This is a genomic window from Variovorax sp. GrIS 2.14 (genome assembly GCF_046115955.1).
Taxonomy (GTDB): domain Bacteria; phylum Pseudomonadota; class Gammaproteobacteria; order Burkholderiales; family Burkholderiaceae_C; genus Variovorax.
The window spans coordinates 678,527-704,398 of sequence record NZ_JBJXIA010000001.1 but is presented as its reverse complement, the minus strand read 5'-3'; the positions used below and the strand labels follow the sequence as shown (position 1 = coordinate 704,398).

Genomic DNA, 25,872 nt, shown 5'->3' with positions numbered 1-25,872 from the left:
GGCTTGCAGACCTGCATCAGCCGCCCGCCGGAGTCGATCCGCCACCGTTGCCACCTTTGTTGTCGCTCGGGCTCGGTGTCTTGGTCGCGGGTGGCGCGGGAGGCATCGCGGCGTCCCAGGCTTTGTCGGCCGCCTTGCCGACCGCCTCGCCTGCCTTGTCGGCCACATTCGCCACTGATGGCGCCGCACCGGGCACATACTTGCCTCCCAGTTGCGAGCCGACTCCGCCGCCAGCCACAGCGCCCGCCGGCCCGCCGAGCACGCCGCCCACCACTGCCCCGACGCCTGCGCCCACCGCCGTACCAAGTTGCCGCTGGCGCCGGTCGGCGCTGGCGGCCAGGCTGTTGAGCTTGCCCTGGAGTTCGGGCAACTCGGGGATTTCGCTTGCTGTCTGGCGCAGTGCCGCGGCCGCGTCGGCGTACTGCTTCATGGTCGCGGCCGAGTCGGCGACGCCCAGCACGCTCGCCACCAGGCCGCCCAGCGCGCCGACCACCGCTGCCCCGGCCGCACCACCGGCGCCGGCGCCCGGCTGAATGATCTTGACGGCGGTGCACTCGATGTCGGCCGGCGTATTGGTGAGATCGAGCGCCGCCACGTTGTGCATCTGCAGCGCGGCGCAGTTCTCCATCTGGATGGCGAGCGCGTTGTCGATGCTCATTCCCAGAAAGTTGCTCATCTGCAGACCCATGAAGGTGCTGCGCGCCATGCCCATGTTGGCTTCGCTCGACGAGCCGATGTAGCCGCTCGAGTTGGAACCCATCACCGTGGTGTTCGAACCCATCGAGGTCGCATTGATATTGCCGAAGGCCATCAGGTCCACATCGGCCGCAGCCACCAGCTTGATGCCGGCATTGGATGCGACCAGATGCGCACCGCTGGTGATGTCCTTGCGGCCGGCTTGCGAGGTGAACGACATGTCGCCCTTGGTGCCGACCGCCAGCGAGGCGGCGGTGACGCTGACGGCGCCCGAGGTGAGCGCCAGCGACGCCGAGAACTGCGTCATGGCACCCGTCACGTTCAGGTTGTAGGTCTGGCCTACGATCATGTCGACCTTGCCGCCGACCTGGTTGAACTGCCCCTTCAAGCCGACGATGTTCTCCTGGTACTTGCCGATGTTGTTGTACTGCGCCAGCGTCACGTTGGTGTACTGGTCCTTGTGGACGATGTTGCGCTGGTCCTTGTCGACCTCGCGCTTTTCGAAACCGATGGTGTGCACCGTGCGGTCGTTCTCGACCGTGATGCTCTGGTCGTGCCCCACGCTGGTCGAGTCGTCGGCCTCGACCGAGGTCGACATGTTGCGTTCGGCATGGATGTTGACGAGCTCCTGGCCCTTCTTGTCCTCGAACATCAACTCGTTGTAGTTGTTGCTGTTGCCGCCCGGCGTCGACCGCGTCTTGAAGCCGCTTCGCGTCGGCGAGTCGTACGGGATCGGCTGCTTGTCGTTGTAGACACGGCCGACGACGATGGGCCGGTCGGGGTCGCCGTTCAGGAAGTCGACGATCACTTCCTGCCCGATGCGCGGCATGAAGTACCCGCCCCACGAAGTGCCCGCCATCGGCTGCGACACGCGCACCCAGCAGGTCGATTTCTCGTTGCTGTCGTCGTAGCGATCCCAGTGAAAGTGCACCTTGACGCGGCCGAGCTGGTCGACGTGCAGTTCATCGCCCTTGGGGCCGACCACGATGGCCGACTGCGGCCCTGGCATCGTCACGCGCGGCGTGATGCGGCGCGGCCTGAAGGGCATGTCGGCGGGCAGCACGGTGATCAGAAACGACTGGGTGCCGCGCTCCGGAATGCGCAACGCCGGATGCCCGTCGATCAACTCCTTCAGCAAGCCGGCGATGTCGTTGTTCGACGGATCTTCGGTCACCATCGCAAGCAGCACGGAACCGATGCGATGCGCATTGCCGTCGGTGGCGTTCATGCCTTCGTAGCCGGAGTGCGTGACCACGAAGTCGCAACCGCCGATCAGGTATTCACCATCGCTCGAACCATCGGGCGAGCCGGTGAACTTGAAGGTACGGCCAACCGCTACATCGGGCCAGGTCGTGATGGCCCAGTGCCGGTCGCGCCGTGCGATCTGTTCTTCACCGCGGATCTTCGCGGTGTTGTCGGCATCGTCGGTGGTGAAGTAGCCGCCGGGGAACTCGAACTCCTCGAAGTCCGCCAACTGGTGATCGTCCGAGGTGTCGCGCTTGGCGCCCAGCCGCTTGCCGATGGCCTTGAAGTCACTGTCGCGCGTGTCGTACTTGCCGCTTTCGAAACTGCGGGCGCTGACCCAGCGGCTGATCTCTTCGAAGCGCGAGTCGTTGACGCCGAAGCTCACGTACGGCAGCGTCTGCTTCACAGGCAACGGTTCATGAGCGATCTCGCTGGCGTCCGACAGGTGCATCGTGCCCGGCGCATCGTGTGCGTCGTACCAGTAGTAGATGCCTTCGTCTTCGAGCAGCCGCGAGATGAAGTGAAAGTCGGTTTCCATGTGCTGCACGCTGTAGCGGCGCTGCAAGTGGTTGCCGATCACGTTCTGGGTCTCGACCTTCTTGAAGCGCTTGATCGGGCTGTCTTCGAGCACCGCATCCATCACCTCCAGCACCTTCTTCTCCTGCAGGATGCGGGAGTTGGTGCGCTTGGTCAGCAGCCAGAACCACGAGCGCAGCACGATGCGGTACGAGGCATACCGACCAGCCCGTTCCGTCCGCATGAAGCGCACGGCATGGCCCTGGCAATGACGCTGGTGCTTACCGCCGTCGGCGTCGAAGAAATCGAGCACCACATCGAAGGCCCGGCCCAGGATGTCCTTGCCGTCGATCTGATCGTTCCTGGAAAGCACCACGAGCTCGTAGATCGAAGGATTCGACAAGCTCTCATGGCCCACCAAGGTCCAGAACATCAAGTCGTCGACCACCGGCGAATCGCTCTTGATGTGGAACAGTTCTTCGGCCATGTCGCAGATCTTTCGTGGGCTTGCCGTCGTGTTCGTCTAGTCGAACGCGTAGGTGAAGTCGGCGTCTTTCACATCGAGCGCGACGCGCTTGATCTCGCCGCCCGAGGCCAGCCGCTGCAGGTACTCGACCGAGATCGTCGGCAACACCGTGTTGGTCAGGATGGCGTCGATGGCACGGCCGCCCGACTCCACGTCGTTACAGCGCGCCACCACTTGCTTGACGACCGCTTCGGTGTATTCGAACGGAATGCCGTGGTTGGCCGCGACGCGCTTCTGGATGCGGCCGAGTTGCAGTCGCACGATCATCGCCATCATCTCGGGCGACAGCGGGTAGTACGGAATCGTCACGATGCGGCCGAGCAGCGCGGGCGGAAAGATTTTCATCAGCGGTGCCTTGAGCGCCTCGTTCAGCGCCACCGGGTCGGGCAGCAGTTCCGGGTCGCGGCACATGCTCATGACCAGTTCGCTGCCGGCGTTGGTGGTGAGCAGGATGATCGTGTTCTTGAAGTCGATCATCCGGCCCTCGCCGTCTTCCATCCAGCCCTTGTCGAAGACCTGGAAGAAGATCTCGTGCACGTCCGGGTGTGCCTTCTCGACCTCGTCGAGCAGCACCACCGAGTAAGGCCGGCGTCGCACCGCTTCCGTCAATATGCCGCCCTCGCCGTAGCCCACGTAGCCGGGCGGCGCACCCTTGAGCGTGGACACGGTGTGCGCCTCCTGGAACTCACTCATGTTGATGGTGATGATGTTCTGCTCGCCGCCGTAAAGCGCCTCGGCCAGAGCAAGTGCGGTCTCTGTCTTGCCGACGCCGGAGGTGCCGCACAACATGAATACGCCGATCGGCTTGCCGGGATTGTCGAGTCGTGCACGCGAGGTCTGAATACGGCGCGCGATCATCTCGAGGCCGTGCTTCTGGCCGATGACGCGCTTGTTCAGCGTGTCCGCCAATTCCAGCACCGCCTGCACTTCGTTCTTCACCATGCGGCCGACAGGAATGCCGGTCCAGTCGGCGACGACAGAGGCCACGGCCTGCTCGTCGACCGAAGGAAGGATGAGCGGGGACTCGCCCTGGACGGCGGCGATTCTGATCTGCAGTTCGTGCAGTTCCGCAAGCAGTGCCGCGCGGTCGGGTGCAGTGGCTACCTCGGCGATGGAGGGCGTCGCGCTCTCGACCGGCACATCGACCGGCTGACCCGCTTTGCGAAGTTGCGCCCGCAGTTCGAGCAAGCGATCGATCAGGCCCTTTTCATCCTGCCAGCGCGCATTGAGCTTTTCAAGCTGCCCGTTCGACTCGACCAGCGACCCAGCCACCGCCGCCGCCCGCTTGGTCACATCGATCCCGATCGTCTCCTCACGCCCGATGATTTCCTGCTCGACCTTGAGCCCCTCGATGCGGCGCAGGCAGTCCTCGACTTCCGGCGGCGTCGCATGTTGACTCACGGCAACCCGCGCACATGCCGTGTCGAGCAGGCTCACCGCCTTGTCCGGCAACTGACGCGCCGGAATGTAGCGATGGGACAGCTTCACCGCGGCCTCGATCGCCTCGTCGAGCAGTTGCACGCGATGGTGTTTCTCAAGCACGCTGGCCACGCCGCGCAGCATCAGGATGGCCTTGACCTCGTCCGGCTCCGGCACCTGCACGACCTGAAAACGCCGCGTCAGGGCCGGGTCCTTCTCGATGTACTTCTTGTACTCGGCCCAGGTCGTCGCGCCGATGGTGCGCAGGTTGCCGCGCGCCAATGCCGGCTTCAGCAGGTTGGCCGCATCGCCCGTGCCGGCCGCGCCACCCGCACCGACCAGCGTGTGGATTTCGTCGATGAACAGGATGATCGGCGTCGGCGAGCTTTGCACCTCGTCGATGACTTGCCGAAGACGCTGTTCGAACTCGCCCTTCATGCTGGCACCGGCCTGCAGCAGTCCGATGTCGAGGGTGAGCAGCTTCACGTCCTTGAGTTGCGGCGGCACATCGCCACGCGCCAGGCGTTGTGCGAAGCCTTCGACCACCGCCGTCTTGCCGACACCGGCCTCGCCGGTGAGCAACGGGTTGTTCTGGCGTCGGCGCATCAGGATGTCGACGATCTGGCGGATCTCTTCGTCGCGTCCCGTCACCGGGTCCATCTCGCCCTTCTTGGCTTTCTCCGTGAGGTCGACCGCGAACTTCTTCAGCGCATCGCCCTTGCCCATCGCTGCCGGTGCCATGGCGCCGGCGTCTGCGCCCGGTGTCCCAACGCCTCCCCCTGACGCCATGCCGGTGCCGTCTTGCGCACGCATCTGCGACTCGGGCGACGGGTCGCAAATCTTGACGAAGTTGTCGGCCAGGTCTTCGACCTTGACGCGCTCGAACTGCTTCGACAGATTGAACAGCGGGTTGCGCAGGCTCTGCGTCTTCAGCATGCCGATCAGGATGTAGCCGGTGCGCACCTGCGCCTCGCCGAACTGCAGCGTGGCGTAGGTCCAGGCGCGCTCGATCGCATTCTCGATGTGCGGAGAGAAATCGCTGATGGCCGTGGCACCGCGCGGCAGCCGGTCCAGTGCTGCGGTCATGTCTTTCGCGATGACAGAGATGTCGAGCCCGTAGTGCTGGATGACGCGGTGCAGGTCGGAGTCTTGCGCTTGCAGCAACTGCGCGAACCAGTGCTCCAGCTCGACGTACGGATTGCCGCGCATCTTGCAGAACACCGTAGCGCCTTCGATGGCTTTGTAGGCCAGCGAGTTGAGCTTGCCGAACAAGGCGGTGCGGCTGATTTCACTCATTGCATTTCTCCGTATGTGATCAAGACGAACCGTGGGCCGTGGTTTCAAAAGAACGCGCCGAACGATGCGAAGCCAGCTCGCCCGCATCACGCCGGACGCGCACATCGGCCGCGTCGTGGGTGCGAGGGCGCTGCCCGAGCCAGCTGACCCAACCGAGGCGCGGCGCATTGCCGCCCCGCGCCTGGCCGAGCCGCGTCGCCGGCACCTCTTGTTGCTCGAGCACGAGCTCGGCATCCCACTCGAGTTCGTCGCCGAGCAACTGCTGCATCCAGCGCTGCAGTTCGGGGCGCGCCGGGCCGATCGGCAGGAAGAGGCGGTACTGATCCAGCGTCAAAGGCCCGAGATGCAGCCGCACCCGATGCTGCCGGTCCCACGCGCGCTGCCCCAGCATCGCGCCCATGCCCATCGAGCGCGAAGCCTCACCGCGACCGAGCCGTGTGAGCTCGCCGGGCGGCAACGCCATCCAGTGGCCTACCCAGCGCTCGAGCCGAACCGGCACGCCGAAGTAGCTGCACAGCACCGCCTCGACCGACTCCGCGTTGTGCACGCGACGCGTGAGCCAACCGGCAAAGTGCAGTCGCGCGTCGTCATGGATTTCGTCGCGGTGATTGCGGGCCGCGGTGCCGGCACCGACCAGTGCGCCGACCTGCAATCGAAACGCGTCTTCGCCCGGTCGATCGAGCGCCACGGCCGGCCGCGACGAGGCCCACGCGCGGTAGAAGTGCAGCGAGAAGCGGTGCGCGAAAGTGTCGAGGAACGCGACCCATGTCGGATCGCCGTGGTTGATGAAGCGCTCGCGAATGAAGTCGCTCAGGTGCACCGGCAGCGGGCCGTTGGGGCCGAGGTAGCCGAAGAAGTGCTGGCGCAGGCGCGGCGGCGAGACATCGGTCGCCGCTTCGAATCGACTGAAGCTGGCGGGCGCGAACGACAGCGACGGCTCTTGCCCGACGCGCACCGGCTCGGCACTCGGCAGCAACGCACGACCCCAGCGCGGACTGCTCTTTGCCACCGATTCCAGGCGACGCATCAACGCGAAGTAGTCGTAGGCCCACGGCTCGTGCGACACCGAATGCAGGTGCGCACCGACCCGTGAGGTCACATCACCGGGCGCGTCCCGCACAGCGGCCTCCAGCGCATCGTCTCGCCCTTGCCGGCGACGGTGAGCACCGTTTCGACGAAGTGATTCACCTCGACATGGCGCGCCAGATACTGCGCCAGCACGGCGCCGAAAAGGAAGGCGCTCTGCCCATGAAAAGCATTCCGGTCGACTTCGAGCGTGACTTCGAGCCCGCGGCCGAAAGCGATCGGGCCGGCCATCGGCAAGCGTCGCGCCACCGGCTTCGACGACACCGACAGCAAGCCGCGCACCTGCACTTGGCGCGACTCGTCGGCATGCACCGCATAGAGCATCAGCATCTCGCGCAGGGCAGCCGCGTTCTTGTGCGTATCGGCACCACCGATCGACAGGTAGTTGAGCGCCAGATGGTCGACCACACGCCAGCCAAGGCCGTTGTTCACCACTGGCGACACCGGCCGCGACGGGCCGCGCACCATGCGTACGCGCTGCACCGGGAACGAGTCGACGCAATCGAAATCGTTGTCGCGCCCGAGCGGCAGCAGCATCGGCAGATCGCGATTGGTCACGAGCGCCGCGACCGCCAACTGGCGCAAGCCCGGCGGGTACGGCGCCTCCTGCGGGTCGACGATCTGCATGTAGACCTCGGAGCCGATGTGGCTGCTGCGATGCCCTTCGGTGCGCTGCTTGACCGACAGGCTGCGCGGCTCGCGCGTCGTCGTGTAGTACGCGGGATGGCTGTGCCGGCTGCCATGGAACGCGGCATAGAAGGGGCGGAAGAGGAGCTCTTGCGGACCCTCGGACTGGCCCGGCCCCGGGGCTCCCTGGCCCTGACCGACGTTGCCGAGCCCGAGCACCTCGGTGACCGAATGCACCTCGAAATCCTGTGGCCGCGTGCGGTCGGGGACCAGATGGAATTCGCTGTTGCCCTCGGTGATGGCGACACGGTCGAGGCGCTTGGGAAAGAGGTTGATGGCCGGCACGCAGTGCAGCTGGATGTTGTCTGCCGTCACCAGTTTTTCGAGCGCCGCGTCGCCGCGTGAGAACAGCACGACGAGCTCGACCTCGGTGCCCGGCATGCTGCGCAGCAACGCCTGCAAGCCGACGATGCGCGCGAACTGAAAGCGCTGCGGAAACGCGAAGTACTCCTGCACCAGCCTGAAGCCGGAAAAGCCGGTGGCCGTTTCCGGGAGCAGCGCTTCATCGTCGTCAAAACCTACCGGTTGCACCGCAGTTGCCGGTAGCGTCCGTACAGCGTTCGCAGTGACCGCACAGCCTGCACCCATCGGCTGCACCATGACACCGATCGGCTTGCCGAGAAAGCATTCGTGCAATTGCCACGCCACGTCGTCGGCGCCACCGAAGTGGATCACCAGCTCATCGAGCTGGAGCTTGTCGAGGGTGAGGCCGGCCGTCGTGCGCAACGACATGCGCAAGCCACCCCGGATCTCGCGCGCCTGCGGATGCTGGTTGATCGGCAGGTCGGGTGCATAGGTGAAGTACTGCGCCCGGATCACTTCGATCGGCCACACGCGCAAGGCACGTGCGGTGCGAAATTCGCAGTGCGTGTTCTGCCCCACGGCATGGCGCGAACGCAGGCCGCTGTTGCGCGGCAGCGTGGGCCCGGTGGCAAGGTTCGCATCGTCGAGTTCGGGAGTGCAGCACACCACCGTCATGGACGGCGTCGGCGCCATGAAGTGTGGATACACGATGTCGAGCAGGTGCCCGGTGAAGCGCGGAAACTCCGCATCGAGCTTGAGTCCGACGCGCGCCGACAAGAAGGCGGTGGCCTCTATCAGGCGCTCGACGTACGGGTCGGCGACCTCCTGCCCTTCGACACCGAGGCGGTGCGCGATCTTGGGAAAAGCCCGCGCGAACTCGCCGGAGCTTTCGCGAAAATACCGAAGCTCCTGCTCGTACAGGTTCAGCAGGCGGGGATCCATGCCGACTACCGTGCCGGGTGCGCCATGTCTTCGATCTCGATGCGACCCTCTTCGAGATCGATGCGACTTCGCATCAGGAACTCCAGCGGCACGGGTTGTGCCCAGAGCATGCCGCGAATCTGCAGCCCGATGCGGTTGTGTGAATCAAGGGCCGGGCCTTCCATGACGAGTTCGACTTCCAGGGTGCGGGGCAGGATGCGCGGCTCGAACTGCAGGATCGCGTTCTTCAAAGCCTGTTCCATGCTGACACGCTGCACGCTCGACGTGAACTGGCCGGAAAGCATAGGCAATCCGTAGTTGATGACCGAGCGTGCCGCGTTGGGATGGCGCTTGTCGTCGAAGGCCAGGCCAAAGCCGGTCGCATTGAAGAGCCAGCCGAGGTCGCGCAGCACCGCTTGCCGAAGCGCCTGCTTGGTGAGCGTTCGCTTGTCGTCGCTCTCTCGCTTTTCCGTCGGCGCATGGTCGACAAGTCGGTCGAGCAGCGATGGCTGCAACCGCTCCTGCGCGCTGGCGGGCTCAGCCATTCGAGGCTTCGTTGAACAGGATCTCCCGCACGTCCATCAACGCGTGCTCGCCGGCGTCGCTGCCCAGGACGCGCTGGCCCGAGCCGATCCACACATCGGGTGCCAGCTCGCGCCATTCGGTCTTGCGTGCCAGTTGCAAGGCGCCGTCGTCGCTCTTCTCGGAGCCCTCGTACCGCGTCGGGATCAGCGCCAGTGTTTCGCCACCGTTCTTGAACTGCAGATGCGCCGGCAACCAGACGCAGTCGCGCAGGTCTTCGGGTGGATCGAGCTTGATGTGCGAGAGACGCGCATAGGGCACCCAGTAGTACTTGCCGTTGACGAAGGCTTCGAGCACCGGGCCGAGCCGCATGTCGGCATCGGCCAGCCACTCGAAGGGTGAGCCGTCGATCGTCCCGGCCGTGGCGGGTGCACCGTCGAAGGCGCGCTCACGCAATTGCTCGGCCATCGCCTCTTCGCCACGGCCGCGCCGCAGCAGCGACTCGATCAGCAGCGCCAGCCATTCGTCGGGCTGGCCGAAGACCATCGGCTTGCGGGTGCCGGCGAACACCTCCGCACGCACGCCTTCGCAGCGAATGGCTTCGCCGTAGACCTGTTTCATCGGCACGGCCAGTGCGTCGAGTTCGGCGGCGACCGACAGCTGGTTGAGCGCGCGCTCCCACTGGCCGAGCACGCACAACAGCTGCGCCAGGAACACGCGGTTCTTGCTGTCGCCCGGCTTGGCCCGCACATCGTCGCTGAGCGCCTTGAGTGCGCCCACAGGGTCGGATGCCTTCAACAGTTCGATGGCGGACATGGCAACTCCTTTGCTTTCGTTTTGCGCTTGCTTTGCGCTTGCTCGGTTCTTTTCAGGAAGCCGTCAGGTCGCAGGTACGCACGGCCCCGCGAATGCCGGTGGCGAGCTGCGCGGCAGAGTTGATCGACATCACGCGGTAGCCGAAGCGGATGATTTCGCACGGGTGCCCCGACGAGCCGCCGGTGAGGTAGGCGACCTCGTTGACGCGGCCGCCGGTCAAGACGAACTCGATCATCGGTTCCAGTTGCGAGCCGTCTTCACCGCCCGAGCGATAGATCGACACGGTGATGGTCAGGCCGACCGTCTGGTTGCGCAGCAGGCTGGCGATCGACGCGGTGGCCGCATCGGACTGCCGCACGACGTGCAAGTGCGACAGCGACAGCGATGCCGTGCTCGCGCCCGGCGCGATGCGCAGGCCCGCGTGCACGTCGTAGCCGAGCAGGTCCATGCGCGCCTTGCCGTCCGCATAGGTGCGCGGCGACTCGCCTTCGACCGGCGTTCCGCGGTTGTCGATCGACATCGCCATGTCGAGCGACACGCCCTTGCGAAGGCCGAGGTCGAGCAGGCGCAATGCCTCGTCTGTGTCCAGGTATCCATCGCCGTTCAATGACATGGCATTCACTCCCGTGGTAGATCAGATGGGTAAGAAACAAAGCCGGAAGTCGGTGCAAAAGCACTGAACAGTCAGTCATCGACGCACTGCCCTTCGACCGGCACCAGGCACTGCGGCAAGTCGGCCCCGACCGCCCCGCCGCGCGTCCGGAGGGTCGACGTCGAGGCTGCTGCCACCGCCAGGCCACGCGGCAACAAGATCCAGAGTTGGCCGCGTTCCTTCATGCGACGCGCATTGGCCGCGGCCTGCGTGCCGTTGCCGAAGAAGTAGTCGGCCCGCACCGCACCGCGAATCGCGCCGCCGGTGTCTTGTGCGATGGTCAAGCGCTGCATCGGCGCGCCGGTCCCGGGTGCGCGTGTCGACACGAACACCGGGAAGCCGAGCGGCGTGCTGCGCGGATCGACCGCGATGGACCGCCCCGCCGACAACGGCACGCCGAAGGCGCCGACCGGGCCGCCCGCAGCGCCGATCGTCTCCTTGAAGAACACATAGCTCGGGTCCTTGATGCCGGAGCCGATCACGTCGCCCGTGGCCTTGCGGCCGGGCACCATGACGGCACCGCTCTCGACCGGCTTGGCCAGCGTGAAGCCGCGCGTCTTGACTGCGCTCAGGTCTTCGTCGTCATCGTCGTCAGGGTCGAGTTCGATGGCGCCGCCGCGGGTGCGCACCGCGCTCTTGCCTTTGCTGTTGGCCGCGCCGACCAGCGTCGGGCGAAACGGCTGGCCGTTCTGTTCGGCATAGGCGATGCGGACCACCTCGCCACTCGGCATGCGAATGCGGCCCGAGCCCTGGATCTGCATTTCGTACAGCGCCGTCGCGCTGTTGACGAAGGCCAGCACCTTGGCGTTGGGCGCGCCGCGCGTTTCGATTTCTTCACGCGTGTAGTAAGGCATCAGCCGCTTGCCATCGATGCGAAGCCGCACGCGGCGATCCAGCGTGTCGCGGGTGATGGTGGAAAGGTCGAGCGCATACAAGCCTGGCGCGCCCATGTCACGCGTGCTGAGCCCCATCTGCACGATCACGTCGCGGCCCTGCACGCGCACCGGCACCGTGCCGTTGCCGGCGGGCAACTTGCGCGCATCGACGAACAGCATGTCCTCAGGCTGGCCGTACACCGGGTAGATGAAGGGCGGCGCATAACTCCGGTTGCCGCTGATCTCGGGCTCGAAGTAGCCGGTGACCACGCCGTCGGGCTTGCGGTCGTCGTCGCGAATCTGATACGCCGCGAACTCCGTTTCGAAGAAGTCGCGAATCGCGGGCGAGCTTTTGTCGCTGACTCTGCGAGCGCGCTCGCACACCTCTTTCCAGGCATCGCCACGGCCGGTAAGCACCTTGCAGCTGCCGAGGAACGCGGGCCAGGTTTCGGCGAAGTCGTCATGCCGCCAGCCGGGCATCGCTTCGAAGTTGACGGCGGTGTAGGTCGCGAGCTGGGTCGAAAAGGTGCGGGCCTGGCCGGCCACGTTGCCGGCACCGGGCCCGCTGGTCGCGGGTCGCGCCGGTGCCGCGGCTTCGACGGGTACGGGTGCTGGCGCCGTCGATGCAGCGGTCGTCATGGAAGCGGGGGTCTTGGGCCCGATGGCGCATCCTGCCAACGCGATGGCGACCATGATGGCAACCGGATAAGTCGTCGAAGAGGTGTTCATGGGCGGTCTCCTTGCCGTGAAACGAGCCGGCCCGAAAGGGCTGCCTGTTCATCAGGACGATTACTTCTCTGTGATTTTGAAAGTCCCGACGCCGTAGACGTCGTTGCATGGCGCACCCGGCGGGCACACGGGCTTGCCGACCAGCGGCGAAGGGCCGGCGCCGCGCGTCGCCTCCAGGGCCGCCAGCACCGGCACGGGAAACTGCGGAAACACGCCGTCGTTCTGAATCCCCGAGCCGGAGAAATCGCGCTCGCGCTCGCTCACCACCACCGCGAACAAGTCGACGCCGGCCGGGCCGCCCGCGTCCATCGGCCACGATGCGCGCGGCAGCGAGATCGATGTGCCCGCAGTGATCTTGTTGTACTTGTCGAGCAGGTTGGGGAACAGCAGGAACATCTCTCCGCCGCTCGACAAAAGATAGACGTACACGTAGCCGTCGCGGTTGCTCTTGACGTCGAAAGAGAGCCGATCCTTTTTGATGACGACCTCGGCCTTGCGCGGCGTCGCTGTCACGTTGAAGCCTGGTGTGGCGCCGGTGCCGATGGCGGCCATCGATTCGGTCGGCGTGCGTGGTGTGGGCGGCGGTGCGGCTGCGGCTGCGGTTGCGGTTGCGGGCGCGGGAACTTCAGCGACCTTCGTGTCTGGCGGCGTGGACGCTTTGCCGTCTGTTGAACCGGCTGCGCTGCCGACCACCGTGTCGGCGCCGTTCGACCTGCCCTGCATCCACCACCAGCCGCCGCCGGCCACGGCAAGCACCGCGACTGCCGCGATGGCAGCGACGGCCTTGCCCGTGCCGCCGCTCGAAGCCGCAACGGCTTTCGACGGACGCGGTGCGGGCGCAGGCGCCGACGCTGGCGCAGCAGGCACCGAGCGCCGCACCGGCACGTTCGTCGTCTCGTCATCGAGCCCGAGCGCTTCTCGCAGCGCGCCCATCGACTGCGGGCGCGCCTCCGGCCGCACGCCCAGCCCGGCATCGATGGCCGACAGCAACCGCGCGCTGTAGCGCTTGCGCAGCATCTCGTTATTGATCAGCGGCACATAGCTGTCGGACAGCAACCGCGCGACCGACGGCGGCGGCGCGCGACCGCAGATGGCGACGTGCATCACCGCGGCCAATGCGTACACATCGGTCCACGCGCCCTGCGACATGTCGGGCATCTCGGCGTACTGCTCGATCGGTGCGTAACCCGGCTTCAGGATGACGGTGATGGCCTGCGTCTTGTCGGTGATCACGCGGCGCGCCGCACCGAAGTCGAGCACCACCGGCCGGCCCGAGCCTTCGAGCAGGATGATGTTGTCGGGCGCGATGTCGCGGTGATAGCAATTGGCCGCATGCATCACGGCCAGCGCCTGCGTCACGCCGTCCATGATGCGCATCAACCAACCTTCGTCGACACCGGCCGGGATGGCGGCCAACGCCTGGCGCAACGTGTCGCCGCGATAGAACGGCATCACCATGTAGGTCGTGCCGCGCTCCTGCCAGAAGCGGTAGACCTTCAGCAGCGAGGGATGATCGAACTGCGCCAGCAGCCGCGCCTCGTTGATGAAGCTGCGCATGCCGAGGTCGAAGGTCTCGCGGTGCCGCTCGGACAACGCCACCACCGTGCCGTCGTATTGCCGCGTCGACAGCGACACCGGCAGATATTCCTTGATGGCGACGACGCGCTCCAGCGTGTGATCCCACGCTTCGTACACCGCGCCGAAGCCGCCCTGCCCGACCAGTGCGGTGATCTCGAACTCGCCGACCTTGCTGCCGGCCGGCAACACGCCGGCTTCGGCGCCGGCTTGCGAGCCGGAGGTCGGCAGGCGTGTCGGGTTGCCGCTGAGAGGGGCCATGCCGGTGCTGCCCGCGCCGCCCGTGGAGATCACCGTTGCGCCGTCCTCGTTCTTCGGGGCGTCGGCATTGCTCATGGCTCAGCCTCCACCCGCTGCACCCATTCGTCGCTGACGAAGCCGAACAGCGCATCGAAGCGCGCATCCGCTGGCAAGCTGGTGGCCGTCATGCGCAAGCCTTGGTCAGCAGCAGGATCTGTCAACCACAGTGACTGGCCCCCCGTCGGCCAAACCATCGCAGCGCCTCGGTCGGCATCGGCTACCTCGTCCACTGCCTCACCATCCGCGGCATGGAAGACGCGTTGCAACGCGTTGTCGAAGCGTCCTGCATCGAGGTCGTTCGCCAGCCCCTCGAGTGCCGCCTGTGCGCAAGTGCGCCACCAGCGCCACACGGCACCCGACTGCGCCGGCGTGAACTCGTTCAGCGGCACATCGCATTCGGCCGCCATGATGAAAGGAAAGTAGCGACCGACGCCATCGACCGATGGCATCAGCACGCCGAGCCACGCGTTGGTGCCGCCCAATCCGCTGCCCAAAGCGAAGAACCACAGCGGACCCGCGAGATAGCGCTCGGTCCAGTCGTCGTGCGCGTCACGCAGCCGCAAGAGGCCGCGTTGCAGCCAGTGGTCGAGGCGCTCGCGCATCGGCTCCGGCATGCGGCGATGCGCGAAGTCGCCCATGCCCGGAAGCTTGCCGAACCAGCCCGGCAACTCGTCCGATGCGAGGAAGGTTCGCGTCTCGCTCACAGCCCCTCCGGGCAAGAGAACTCGCGCAGTTCGCGCAGGCGGATCGGATGCTGCACGCTGTTGGTCGTCACCTCGAAACGGGTGCGACGGTTCTCGATGTTGAAGGTGATGAAGAAGCGCTCCGGCAGGTCGCCCTGTTCGAGCTGCGCCTTGTCGAGCGTGCGAAACAGCGCCCACGGTCCGTCCGTCGACAGACCCGAATTTCCGGTGGCCGAAGGCGGGCTGATCTGCACCCGCACCTGGTTGCTGCCCTTGGGTCCCGGCCATTGCACCGCCATCGGCACGACCGGGCCATGCGCGTACTTCACCAGCTGCCCATCGACATCGAGGATGAACTGCGTGATGTTCTCGTCCATCTCCACCGGCCTGAAGTCCAGCCGCAATGCCGGCCCGCGGCCGCCACCCCGAAAGAAGATGTCCTTGATGCGCGCAGCGCGCTCGAACTGCGCGAGCGATGCGGTGGTGACTGCCGCCTTCTCTGCCACCGGTTTGTAGCGCCACGGCTTGGTGCTGGTGTCGACCAGTGCGGCCAGCTTCTTTTGGAAGAAGTCGTCCATCAAGCCACCGGGTCCGAACATCTGTCCGAAGTCTTCGGGCAGCACATCGCGGTTGCTGGTGGCGACCAGCGGATAGCGGCCGGCGATCGCGCGTGTGCAGAAGTCGGTTACCGGCCGCAGGTCCTGGCTCAGGTTGCTGCGCTCCGCGCTTTGCGCTTGCGTCGCGCCCGATTGGCTCAGGTTCTCGACCATGCTGCGCACCGGCTCCGGCAGCCGGCCCGCATCGCCCTTGAGCTTGGCGGCCACGTCGCCGGGCGGCGGTGACGAGCGGCTCTTCACCGCGGAATCGACGGCTGTCAGATAGACGTAGACCTCGTTGAAGAGCTTGAGTGCATCGTCGAGCGGGGCCGGCCCACCGGGCGTGCCGGCAGTGACCATGCGGCGCAGCGGCTCGAAGCGATCGTCCACGATGCTCTCTATGCGCTTGCCGGTCACGACCGGCTTGTTGGGATCGCCGCCGAACAGGTCTTCGAGGCCCTTGCGCGTGTTGCGTACGGTCTCGGTCGCCTTGCTCACCACGTCTTTGGCGCCTTCGGCCGGAATCAGCGTCGTCTCTTTGACCACCGCACGCAAGAAGTTGGCGAGCGGTGAACTCGCGCCCGACAAGATGCGCGCGGTCTCGATGTTCTTCTCGAGCCCTGCGCCGCGCACCAACCGAATGTCGGCGAGCATCGCCTCCCACACCTTCACGTACTCCTCGAGGTAAAGGCGGCGTACGCGGTCGGTCATCGCACCGAGTTGCGACGCGTCTTTCAGTCGATCGGTCGCGGTGCGGTCTTGCCCCAGCACCCACGGATCTTCCTGCGCGAGCAGGCCGGTGAGCACGGTCACCTCGGCCTGAAACCGCTTGTGATAGCCGTCGTAGGTGAACATGCCCGGCACGCCATCGGTCAGCGGCTTGCCGCTGATGCGCTCGAACACCAGCGGGCCGGAAGGGCCGGCCGCTGCCGCCACGCTGAAGGCCGGCACGTCCTTGCCCAGACGCTGCCGCTTGAGCCGGCTGAACACGCGCTGCTCCAGCGGGTAGCTGGCGAGCACGCCACGCACGCTGCGCACCAGGTTCTCGTCCATCTTCAACGGCGAGCGCGGCGGGCCTTGCGCGATCAGCACGTCGAGCTGGTCTTCGAGAAGCTTGCGCTGGTCTTCCGGGATGCCGCGGTCCATGTTGCGCGCCCAGTCGAGCGTGATCCAGGCCTTGAGCGCGTCGGCATCGAAGTGCTCGGGCTGGTGCAGCATGAGGTAACTCTTCAGCGCCTCGTAGCTGAATTCCAGGTTGTCCTTTTGCGCGGTACGAAGCTGGTCTTCGAGTCGCTTGGCGAGCTGCGGCAAGAAGGCTTCGTTGAGTGCGCGCTGGTGCGCCAGCATCGCAGCTGCGTCGAGCTTGTCGCCCTGGTAGAGGCCCAGCGTCATCGAGAGCGGCTCGTTGCCCTGCCGGTTTTCGGGCGCCTTCCAGATATCGCGCAGGCCTTGCAGCACCGGCGCCACTTCGACCAGGTTCTGCACGCGCGCCGGCAGTGCCGCCAGCGTCTGCTTGGCGGGCTCCACTTTCGCTTCGACCGCCTTCAGGTAGTTGAGGTTTTGCCATGTGCTGTAGCCCCATGCGGCGAGCAGACCGAGCGTGACCAGCGTCATGAGCGACAGGGCCGCAAGGCGCAGCCCGTGACGACGTCGCTCCAGCGTGACGTCGGCGCCCGCGAGCCGCTGCTCGGGAAACACCACGTCGCGCAACAGCGAGGTCAGGAAGTAGCTGCGGCCGCTGCTCTTTTGCGGAGCGAGCATCGCCCGCTCCAGCCCGAAGCTGCGCGCCAGGCTGCCCATCACGCGATCGATCGGACTGCCCTCTTGCGTGCCGCTGGTGAAGTACACGCCGCGCACCCATGGCGGCTGCGTGAAGCGCGAGCCGGTGAACACCTGGTCGAGCAGGTCCGACAGCAGCGGCCCGACCGAACCGAGCTGCGCCGGGAAGCCGAAGACAGCCGCGCGCCGTGTCACGTCCGTCTCATGCTGCATGCGGTTGATGAGGCCGTCGTTGATGCGGTCGTGGAGCAAGCCGAACTCCCGACCGAACACCGCCGACAGGCCCTTCTCGTCGACCTGCACCACCTCTGCGGCCGGCAGCGTGAAGCCGAAGACTTGCGCGCGTTGTTCCTTGCCGAGATCGGCGAAGTATTCGGTGAAGCCGTAGAGCAAGTCGCTCTTGGTGACCAGCACGTAGACGGGCAAGCGCGTGGTGAGCTTGGCATCGAGCTCGAGCAGCCGCGCGCGGATCGACGAGGCCAGCGAGCTGCGCGCCTCGGCGCCCTGGCTCAGGAGGTCGGCGACGCTCACTGTCAGGAACACGCCGTTGAGCGGCCGGCGTGGCCGAACCTTCTTCAGCAAGCCGAGGAAGCCTTCCCACGCGTTCTTGTCTTCGGCTTGGTGGCTGTCTTGCGTGGTGTAGCGGCCGGCGGTGTCGATGAGCACCGCTTCGTCGGTGAACCACCAGTCGCAGTTGCGCGTGCCACCGACACCGCGAATGGCGCCGGGACCGAACTTGTCGGCCAGCGGAAACGACAGGCCCGAGTTGACCAGCGCCGTTGTCTTGCCCGCACCCGGTGCGCCGATGAAGACGTACCACGGCAAGTCATACAGATAGCTGCCGCCCGACAGCGACAACCAGTCGCGCCAGCCGGGCTTGCGGCCGGCCGCATGCAGGCGCATCTGCTTGAGCGTCGCGACCGCTTCGGTGAAGCGCGTGTCGAGCACCTTCTGCTCGCCTTCGTCCACAGGCCCCGTTTTCGCGGCCGGCGCGCGCATCAGGCCTTCCGTGAGGTTCTGGCTGGCCTTGCGCGTGCGCCAGCGCTTCCAGGTCGCGCGCAGTACCGCGATGAGCACGATGACGCCGATCAGCACCCAGCGCGAGGTTTCGGATTCAAGCGGCACCAGCGAACCGATCTTGATGAGCGGGCCGACCCACCAGATCAACAGCGAGACGACCAGCAGCGCCAGCAGCATGAAGAGCAGCGGGCTGAAGAGCCAGCCGAGGAGCTTTTTCATCGCTTGACCTCCGGCGTTGCGTTCAGCGTGGCCGCTGTGCGCTCCGGCTCGGACAACAGCACGATGTCGACGCGGCGATTGCGCGCGCGATTGGCCGGTGAGTCGTTGAGCGCGACCGGCTCGGCATCGGCTTTGCCATCGGACCGCATGCGACCGGGTTCTACCAAACCGACCAGCGAGGCCTTGACCGCGTCGGCACGCGCGGCCGACAGATGCCAGTTCGACGGATAGCGCATCGAGCGGATCGGCTGGTTGTCCGAATGGCCGGTGATGAGCACCTCGCCCTTGACCTCGGCCAGCGCCTGGCCGATGCGCGTCAACACCGGCAGCGATTGCGGCATCGGCTCGGCACTGCCGGAGCCGAAGAAGCTGTCGCCGCGCAGGCGCACGGTGCTGCGATCGGCTTCGTCGGTGACGGTGACGAGCCCTTGCTTGACTTCAGGCTCCAGGAATTTCGCCAGCCGCGGCGACTTCGCCATGATGGCCGGCGGCGCGATTTGCACGTTGGGCACGCGCAGGCCGGAGATCGCTGCATAGGTCGTGTCGGAGCGGTTGTTGAGGGTGAGCCGCAGGCCGAACCAGGCGAGTGCGAGCAGCAGCAGGAAGCCGACCGAGAAGACCCACAACGGCAGCGATTCGCGCAGCCGTGCGGTGCCGGCTGCCTGGCCGCGCCAGTGCGGCGACAGTTCGGCTTCCAGCGGTGGCCGGTCTTTGGCGATGAGATCGGCGAGGCGCTGCCGCACGGTGTCGAGTTGCGCGCGACCGTTGTCGATCACGCGGTAGCGGCCTTCGAATCCGAGCGCCAGCACGCTGTACATCAGCTCCAGCAAATTGCGGTGCGTCGGCACGTCTTGCGCCAGCTTTGCGAGCAGCTGAAAAACTTTTTCACCGCCCCACGATTCGTTGTGGAACTGGACCAGCAGGCTCTGCTTGCTCCAGCCCGCCTGCACGCCCCACGGCGTGTTGGCGACGGCTTCGTCGAGCGCAGTGCAAAGGATGTAGCGAGCTGCCAGCACCGACTCGTTCGAGGCGCCCGAGCGACGCGCGGCAGCGTCGAACTGGTTAACCGCATCGGCAGTGGACGCGCGCAACGCCGGCACGTTGGGCGGCTGCACAAGGTTGCGCAGCTTGCCGACCAGCACCAGTAACCTGCCGGCGGCCGACACCAGTGGGTTGAGCAGGCCGAGCTCACCGACATCGGCTGGCAACGCTTCTGCCGATGCTGCATACGGGGCGTTGCCGCTTGCCGGCGATGCGCCGCCAGCAGCACGCGGCTTCGGCTTGATGACCGTGCGTTCTGATTCAAAAGCAGCGAAAGGGTCCGGGGTTGTCATGGTGCTTTTCCCATGGGCGCGTCAGGACCTGATCGCCCAGAACGCCAGATCCAGGCCGGGGAAGTCGCCGGCGATGTGCATCGCCACGCCGCCCGATGCTTCGAGCTGGCGCCACAGGTCGCTGTTGCGCGTTTCGAGCTCGAAGTAGTTGGCGCCCGAGTGAAACGGAATCTGCCGCGGCGCGACCGGCATCGGCATGAGCGTGACGCCGGGCAGCGCAAGGTTGACCAGATCGCGAATGCGCTCGACCGGACCGATCTTGACCTGCGTCGGAAAGCGCGCGCGTAAGGCCTCGCTCGGCATCTGCGCGTTGACCGCGAGCACGAAGGTCGCATTGCGCTGCAGCTCCACATCGGGGATGACGGCGACGCGCACGCCATGCTTGCGGTCATGCAGCTCGATGCGAATGGCCGACTGTTCGAGCACCATCGACAGGCTGCGCCGCAAGTCGTCCATGACCGGGCGAAATGTGAGTGCGAGATCGTCGTGGATGTAGGGACCGAAGCGCGCGACCCGACGCGAATCGCGGAACGTCGCGAGGTCACCGGCCAGCGCCAGTGCATGCTCGAAGAAGCGCTGCGGATGCAGCATCGCGCTCTTTGCCAGATGCGCGAACACCGCCTCGTTACGGTTCACTGTTTGCAGCAGCATGAAGTCGGCGATCTCGGACACGCCGCCAGTGCCGCCCTGCGTCATGCGGCCAGCGAGAGCCTCGCCGCGTTGGCGCAACAGGCCGAGCAATTCGTCGAGCCACGAGCGGATCACCGCGTGGCCAGCCACATCGAGCAGCGGCGGCAGCAGGTTGCGATCGAGCTGAACCTGGTTGTCGACACGCCGCTCGACCACCCGGGCGACGTTGACGGTGGTCCACGCATTGGTCGTCTCATCGGCGCGCATCAGGCGCGTGTGGAGCTGACCGAGTTGCAGCATGGCGGTACGCTCGCCGGCGGTGTTGGAATCGGGCACTTCGGACTCGAGCACGCGATGGCGCACCAGGTCGTCGTAGCCCTCGGCATCGGCTTCCCGGGCACCGGCGCGGCGTAGTGGCAAGGCGAGCACGACGGCCTCGTCGCGCATCGTCGGCGGGATGTCGATGGGATCGGGCAATGGATCGACAGCCGGCATGTCGAACACGGTGCCGTCGCCGAACACGCCGACGGCACGTACCAGCGCGAGCTTGCCGAGGGTGAGCGCCGCCTGGTCGATTTCAATTTCAGCGAAGCCCCATGCATGAGGGGTCGTGGTGCGCAGGAGCACATGCCGCGCATGGTCGGCGTGGCGCTCGCTTTGCTGCAGGTGCTGAGGCTGCAGCAGCATCCCCTCGCTCCAAACCACTTTTGTTCGCCAACTCATCCGCGCTCCGTCAATGGCAGGGGTGCCAGAAAGAAACATCTAGTTTCCGGCGCAGAGGGTGAACGGCAAATCCACCTAACGGCCTAGACGGAGGCGTTGGGTCTAAGTCGAAGGGCCTAGAAGGCCTTCGTCGATTGGGTGCGCGGGCTTATGGTTCAGTGCGCATGGGGTGGCGGCAGGCGGGCACTAATGAACGGTCGGAGCGTGTGACTGCTATGGGCCCTAAGCTGACTTTGGAGAGCTCTCTTGACAGGGCATTCATTTGAGTCAGCGCTCCAAGATCTCGTGGCAGTTTGACCTTCAGGCGGCGACATCTACGCCGCAAAAAGGACACCGCAAAGGATCGGGAGAGAAGTCCTGCAACTGCACGTTCTCGTCAAGGACCTTCACGGTGATGTTTCCGTGCACCTCGCATTCAATCTCAATGCCGACACCGTGACGAGTCGATGTGGAGATGGAGAGATCCTCGCAGCCGCACCATGGGCAGGCACACAGCACCGCGTCCGTGGCGGCAAGCAGCGATAGATTTCAGCCGCACTCGCCGCATTTCAGACGGTGAAGAACCGTTGGCTCAGATTTGGTGAGGACTTTGGGGTAAGACATGAAAGTGCCCTGTGTGAATGGCGGCTCCTGGCCGAATGTAGCCGGTTGCGACGGCCGAACCCTCGGGGCCACCGCCGTTTTTTCGAGTCAGCCAAGGCACCAATGCGAATCTGTGATCGACGGAGCGCATAGGCGGCAGAGACACACACGCCCTCCTGCTAGTTCTACGCGACCCCCACGAACTTGCAGATCTCATTCGAATAATCTCGCAGAAACGCTTGCTTGTTGGGATGTGGCTCGGTGGTGTGCGGCGGTGGAAGGTCCATGAACGAGAAATGGCCAGCGCCTTCGGTGATGCGGACATCCACAACGTTCCGGTCGTGCATGGCACGTGCAAGCCATTCTGTTTGGGCTGGCGGGGTGATGCTGTCGGCCGACCCCACCCACGCCAAAACCGAAACACCCACTGCATCGAGTGCGTTCGGAGCTTGAAAAAAACCGGTTGGCGGCGCCAAAAGGGCCAGGCGAGCCAAGCGACGGTCCAGTGCGATGCTGACGCGACGACCTGGCCCTAGCCACAATTGAGCTCCGGCCATTGCGACGAGGATGGCAGCGCCGATCGAATGCCCGACGCCTATTGCTCTTGCGGAGGGCTCAATAAACGCATCCAGTGCAACGGTGAGGCGTCTAGCCCGAACGGTCAGTTCCTCCTCTGTTGGGGTAGTCGAGGCAAGTCGCTCAAAATGCGGTGCAACAACCGTGCAGCCAGATTCAGCCAAGGCGTCCAGGAGCGTAGAGAGCCGTTCCGGCTGACCGCCCGATCCAACTGAAAAAAGAACGACAGGCGAACCTATGGCCGCTTTGCGGACTGAGACCTCAAATGAATCACGGTCGTCTTGCAGTGTCTGCGTCAGCACTAGAAATGGCTCCTCGGGGGCAAGTTAATTCGGTTGGGATTTGTAGGATCTATCGGTTCACTCTGAGGCTCTTTAAACGTCCGGTTTTGGCCGTTAGGCGACTTGTGAGTTTGCTCGCAAGGCCGCTGCCCACTCTGGCATATCTTCGTAAAACAGTTCAAGAAACTGGGCCAGCTGTGCTTCGTCAGAAGGCCTTGCGCCGTCGAGACTAAGGATTCGTACATGCATAGCAAGTTGGACGCGCGTTGGGATCGTCCAGTCATGAAACTCCGGAAGCACATCCCTGACGGAAGTCGCGCTCGTCGTGCTTAGCAGTTCGTCAAGCAGTGGTGCAAGCAAAGGCTGGATCTCGCGATTCAAATCAGACGCGTCGTAGATCGCCTTGACCGCTCGCGCCAACGCATTTTCTGTATCGTGCATCTCACTCATTAAGGCCTCGACAGAAGTGTGCAATGGAAGGTCGGCTATTGGCCCGAATCCCGCCACAGGATCGCCGGAACATTCGGAGCCTCACCCGACATAGCGTCGTCTCAAAAGCAGACCTTGAGACCAGTTCCCGCGAAGACGCGAAGAAGGGCCCCGGGGCTTCGACGGCCGCGCTGCCAATTTCAGCCCGCTTCCACCCGAGCCAGATACTTCTCCATCGTTCGCCGCCATGCGGCCCGAGACACGCAACGGTCGCGATAGCTCCGGATGTTCTCGAATGGCTCCAGCAGCCGTTCATCTCTGACCTCCGAGAGCACATGCGACATGAGGATGTCGGCCACCGTGAAATGGTCGGTGGCCACGAACTCACGGCCCTTCAGCCAGCGCTCCAGTCCGGTGAACAAGCGTTGAGCCCAGCCCGCCATGAACTGCCTGGGCTTGGCCGCGCCTGCGCCGCCGTCGGCAGTCCAATCGATGTAGAGGACGCTCATCAGCGGTAGCTCGATCGAGTTCATTGCTGCCAAGCACCAGCGGATGACCTGCGCCTCGCCCGCGGGATCACTTGGAATCAACTTGTTCGCCTTCTTCGCAAGGTAGATCAGAATCGCCGCCGATTCGGTCAGCACGACCCCGTCGTCATCGATCGCCGGAAGCTGCTCGAACGGATTCAGTTTGCGGTAGGCATCGGTGTTGAGTTCATGCGCCGGATGATCCATGCCGATGAGCTCGAAGGGCATCTGCATTTCTTCGAGTGCCCACAGAACCCGCAGGTCGCGGGTGTGGCCGCGGGCGGCCGAGTTGACGCGTCCGAATCCGTAGACTTTCAGCATGGTTCTCCTTGCGACCCAAACGGCGACTTCTGGCCGATTATTCCCGTGACTCTTCGCGAGCGGCGTGCCCGATCCTGCATGCGGCGCAACGGCACCGATCGCGTCCTGCTCATCCAGGTACACGCCGACGCAAATAGCGGCCTCCCAATGGATGTCCGGCATCCATCCGGCAGCGCTGGGCTTCAGAAGTCGAAGTCAAGTTCAAGGTCACTGCACCGACTCATGCGTGGCACGGCCCGATGCCGCGATACTCGTTTTTTCGCTTTGTCTTTTCCCTTCCCCTTCTTCTTCAAATTTGCCGGAAATTCAATGAATCGATCGATCAAGTTCATGGCGGCCGCTGCCGCGTTGTCGGCCCTGCTGGCCACGCCCGCGCTGGCGCAGAACGTCAAGGTAACGCCGCTCGGCGGCATCGACGGCGAGTTCTGTGCGCAAGACCGCGCGCTGATTTTCGAAGACCCGAACGGTACGCGCATCCTCTACGACCCGGGTCGCACGGTGGCGGGCGCCACCGATCCGCGGCTCGGCAAGATCGACATCCTGCTGGTGAGCCACATGCACGGCGACCACCTGGGCAACGCGCACAACAAGGCGCCCAACGCAGGCACGTGTGCCAGCCCCGACATGTCGGTGTCGGACGTGCCCAACTCCAACGCGGTCAACATCGCGCTCGCCAAGAAGTCGAAGATCGTCACCGGCAGCGAGATGCCGCCGTTCTTCGCGGCCAAGCTCAAGGCGCTCGGCGGCGACCCTGCCAACTCGATGCTCGCGCGTTTCGGCGGCAGCGTGACAGTGGGCGGCGTGCGCATCGCGACGGTGACTGCGATGCACAGCAACGGCGTCGACCCGGAGTACATCGGCGGCGAGCTCGGCAAGTCGATGAAAGACGCGGGCATTGCCGGCGACGTGGGACTGGCGACTGGCTACGTGCTGTGGTTCAGCAACGGGCTCGTCGCGTACCTGTCCGGCGACACCGGTGTCACCGCCGACCAGGAGCGCGTGGTGCGCGATCTCTACAAGGCGAAGCTGGCCGTCATGAACATGGGCGACGGCTTCACCACCGGCCCGGCCGAGGCAGCATTCGTGATGAATGAGCTGGTAAAGCCGGTATCGGTCATTGCGTCGCACGCGAACGAGGTCGGCACCGTGGGCGGCAAGGTGCGCCCCGGCAGCAAGACCGAAGCATTTATCAAGGCGGTAAAGGTGCCGGTGTATGTGCCGTTGTCTGGCATCGCGATGGAGTTCACCTCGACCGGTGCCTGCGCCGCTGGATGTTCGACGAACTAAGGAAGTCGACGAATCGATGTGAGCATCGCCCGCCGCATCGATCGAGTTGCACTCGATCTGCAGACTCGGTAGCGGTTACGGCGGCCGGGTGATCCGACCGCTGTTGGCATCAGCCCGCGTTCTTCAACGACTGCTTGGCCTTGTTGGCCGAACGCTTCGCGCGATTCTTGTGATAGCCGGACTTGACGTTGTTGACCGCCTTGCCGACCGGGCCGCTCTTCTTGGCCGCGCTGTCGGCGCGCTTCTCGTCGATCTTGTGCTGGACCGAGTCGGTGGCTTCGGAGGCGGCCTTGCCGACCTGGGCGTGGGCACTGAGGACGGCGACGGATGCAACAAGCGCGAACAGGATCTTCTTCATTGGGTTCTCCGGATATTGATTGGACGAAGCAGATGGTTACACCGCCCCGGCCAGCGCTTTGTCAGCCGCCGCCGCGTGAGCTCGCCGCCTGTTCGCCCGTGTGCCCGTTGGCAGTTCAGTTCCGCCGCGCCTCGATCCACTGCTTGAACTGCCGCTCGGCCTGCAGCTTGAACTCATTGCGCATCTGGTTGCAGACAGCATGCGCCAGACGCCGATGGCTCTGCTTGCGCACCCCGCCCAGGGTGGCATCGTTGAGGTGTTCGATGGTGGCCGACTCGGGCCGTCCGTAGGGCTCGTCGAAGTCCATCGGCAGGCTGCACCAGTAGCAGTTGGGGCCAAACGACGACCGCAGCGCCTTCACGC

The 25,872-nt window shown here is 65.1% G+C and carries 19 protein-coding genes; 1 reads left to right on the top strand and 18 read right to left on the bottom strand.

The window, feature by feature from the left end:
• Window positions 1–16: 16 nt before the first annotated feature.
• The 16 genes from RCH10_RS03280 to RCH10_RS03205 all read right to left on the bottom strand — a co-directional run bounded on the left by RCH10_RS03280 (window position 17) and on the right by RCH10_RS03205 (window position 23,864).
• On the bottom strand, window positions 17–2,944 hold the full coding sequence (locus RCH10_RS03280; RefSeq protein ID WP_409051255.1) for a type VI secretion system Vgr family protein: 2,928 nt from the start codon (window positions 2,942–2,944) through the stop codon (window positions 17–19).
• Between the two features lie 36 nt (window positions 2,945–2,980).
• A complete protein-coding gene (tssH, locus tag RCH10_RS03275; RefSeq protein ID WP_409051254.1) occupies window positions 2,981–5,698 on the bottom strand; it encodes a type VI secretion system ATPase TssH in 2,718 nt (905 codons plus the stop codon).
• A 19-nt stretch (window positions 5,699–5,717) separates the two neighbouring features.
• The gene (tssG, locus tag RCH10_RS03270; protein WP_409051253.1) at window positions 5,718–6,818 is read right to left on the bottom strand and encodes a type VI secretion system baseplate subunit TssG; all 1,101 of its coding nucleotides are present in this window, start codon (window positions 6,816–6,818) and stop codon (window positions 5,718–5,720) included.
• Window positions 6,794–8,716, bottom strand: coding sequence for a type VI secretion system baseplate subunit TssF (gene tssF / locus RCH10_RS03265; RefSeq protein ID WP_409051252.1), 1,923 nt, complete (start codon window positions 8,714–8,716; stop codon window positions 6,794–6,796). The genes tssG and tssF overlap by 25 nt, the downstream gene beginning before the upstream one ends.
• A gap of 5 nt (window positions 8,717–8,721) precedes the next feature.
• Window positions 8,722–9,240, bottom strand: coding sequence for a type VI secretion system baseplate subunit TssE (gene tssE, locus RCH10_RS03260; RefSeq protein ID WP_187053301.1), 519 nt, complete (start codon window positions 9,238–9,240; stop codon window positions 8,722–8,724).
• The gene (locus tag RCH10_RS03255) at window positions 9,233–10,033 is read right to left on the bottom strand and encodes a type VI secretion system accessory protein TagJ (RefSeq protein ID WP_409051251.1); all 801 of its coding nucleotides are present in this window, start codon (window positions 10,031–10,033) and stop codon (window positions 9,233–9,235) included. Before RCH10_RS03255 ends, tssE begins: the two co-directional genes overlap by 8 nt.
• A 52-nt stretch (window positions 10,034–10,085) precedes the next feature.
• A complete protein-coding gene (locus RCH10_RS03250) occupies window positions 10,086–10,646 on the bottom strand; it encodes a hypothetical protein (protein WP_409051250.1) in 561 nt (186 codons plus the stop codon).
• Window positions 10,647–10,717: 71 nt separating this feature from the next.
• The gene (locus RCH10_RS03245) at window positions 10,718–12,289 is read right to left on the bottom strand and encodes a murein transglycosylase A (protein WP_409051249.1); all 1,572 of its coding nucleotides are present in this window, start codon (window positions 12,287–12,289) and stop codon (window positions 10,718–10,720) included.
• A 60-nt stretch (window positions 12,290–12,349) separates the two neighbouring features.
• Entirely contained in the window at window positions 12,350–14,200 is a 1,851-nt protein-coding gene (locus RCH10_RS03240; protein ID WP_409051248.1) for a protein kinase domain-containing protein, read from the bottom strand.
• Window positions 14,197–14,868 (bottom strand): type VI secretion system-associated protein TagF, encoded by a 672-nt coding sequence (tagF, locus tag RCH10_RS03235; RefSeq protein WP_409051247.1) that lies wholly within the window; start codon window positions 14,866–14,868, stop codon window positions 14,197–14,199. Before tagF ends, RCH10_RS03240 begins: the two co-directional genes overlap by 4 nt.
• The gene (gene tssM, locus RCH10_RS03230; RefSeq protein ID WP_409051246.1) at window positions 14,865–18,461 is read right to left on the bottom strand and encodes a type VI secretion system membrane subunit TssM; all 3,597 of its coding nucleotides are present in this window, start codon (window positions 18,459–18,461) and stop codon (window positions 14,865–14,867) included. The genes tagF and tssM overlap by 4 nt, the downstream gene beginning before the upstream one ends.
• The gene (locus tag RCH10_RS03225) at window positions 18,458–19,795 is read right to left on the bottom strand and encodes a DotU family type VI secretion system protein (RefSeq protein WP_409051245.1); all 1,338 of its coding nucleotides are present in this window, start codon (window positions 19,793–19,795) and stop codon (window positions 18,458–18,460) included. Before RCH10_RS03225 ends, tssM begins: the two co-directional genes overlap by 4 nt.
• 21 nt (window positions 19,796–19,816) lie before the next feature.
• Complete coding sequence (gene tssK, locus RCH10_RS03220) at window positions 19,817–21,148, bottom strand: type VI secretion system baseplate subunit TssK (RefSeq protein ID WP_409051244.1); 1,332 nt, start codon at window positions 21,146–21,148, stop codon at window positions 19,817–19,819.
• A gap of 767 nt (window positions 21,149–21,915) precedes the next feature.
• Window positions 21,916–22,608 carry a hypothetical protein gene (locus tag RCH10_RS03215; RefSeq protein WP_409051243.1) on the bottom strand — a complete coding sequence of 231 codons (693 nt, stop codon included), beginning with the start codon at window positions 22,606–22,608 and terminating at the stop codon, window positions 21,916–21,918.
• 93 nt (window positions 22,609–22,701) lie between these two features.
• A complete protein-coding gene (locus RCH10_RS03210; protein WP_409051242.1) occupies window positions 22,702–23,037 on the bottom strand; it encodes a hypothetical protein in 336 nt (111 codons plus the stop codon).
• 179 nt (window positions 23,038–23,216) lie between these two features.
• A complete protein-coding gene (locus tag RCH10_RS03205; RefSeq protein WP_409051241.1) occupies window positions 23,217–23,864 on the bottom strand; it encodes a glutathione S-transferase family protein in 648 nt (215 codons plus the stop codon).
• 309 nt (window positions 23,865–24,173) lie between these two features.
• On the opposite strand from RCH10_RS03205, the gene RCH10_RS03200 reads away from it, so the two are divergent.
• A complete protein-coding gene (locus tag RCH10_RS03200; RefSeq protein ID WP_409051240.1) occupies window positions 24,174–25,151 on the top strand; it encodes an MBL fold metallo-hydrolase in 978 nt (325 codons plus the stop codon).
• Between the two features lie 109 nt (window positions 25,152–25,260).
• On the opposite strand, the gene RCH10_RS03195 is transcribed toward RCH10_RS03200, so the two are convergent.
• Together RCH10_RS03195 and RCH10_RS03190 are read right to left on the bottom strand one after the other, a co-directional pair.
• Entirely contained in the window at window positions 25,261–25,509 is a 249-nt protein-coding gene (locus RCH10_RS03195; protein ID WP_409051239.1) for a hypothetical protein, read from the bottom strand.
• A gap of 115 nt (window positions 25,510–25,624) precedes the next feature.
• Window positions 25,625–25,870, bottom strand: coding sequence for a hypothetical protein (locus tag RCH10_RS03190; protein WP_261802597.1), 246 nt, complete (start codon window positions 25,868–25,870; stop codon window positions 25,625–25,627).
• Window positions 25,871–25,872: the final 2 nt, after the last annotated feature.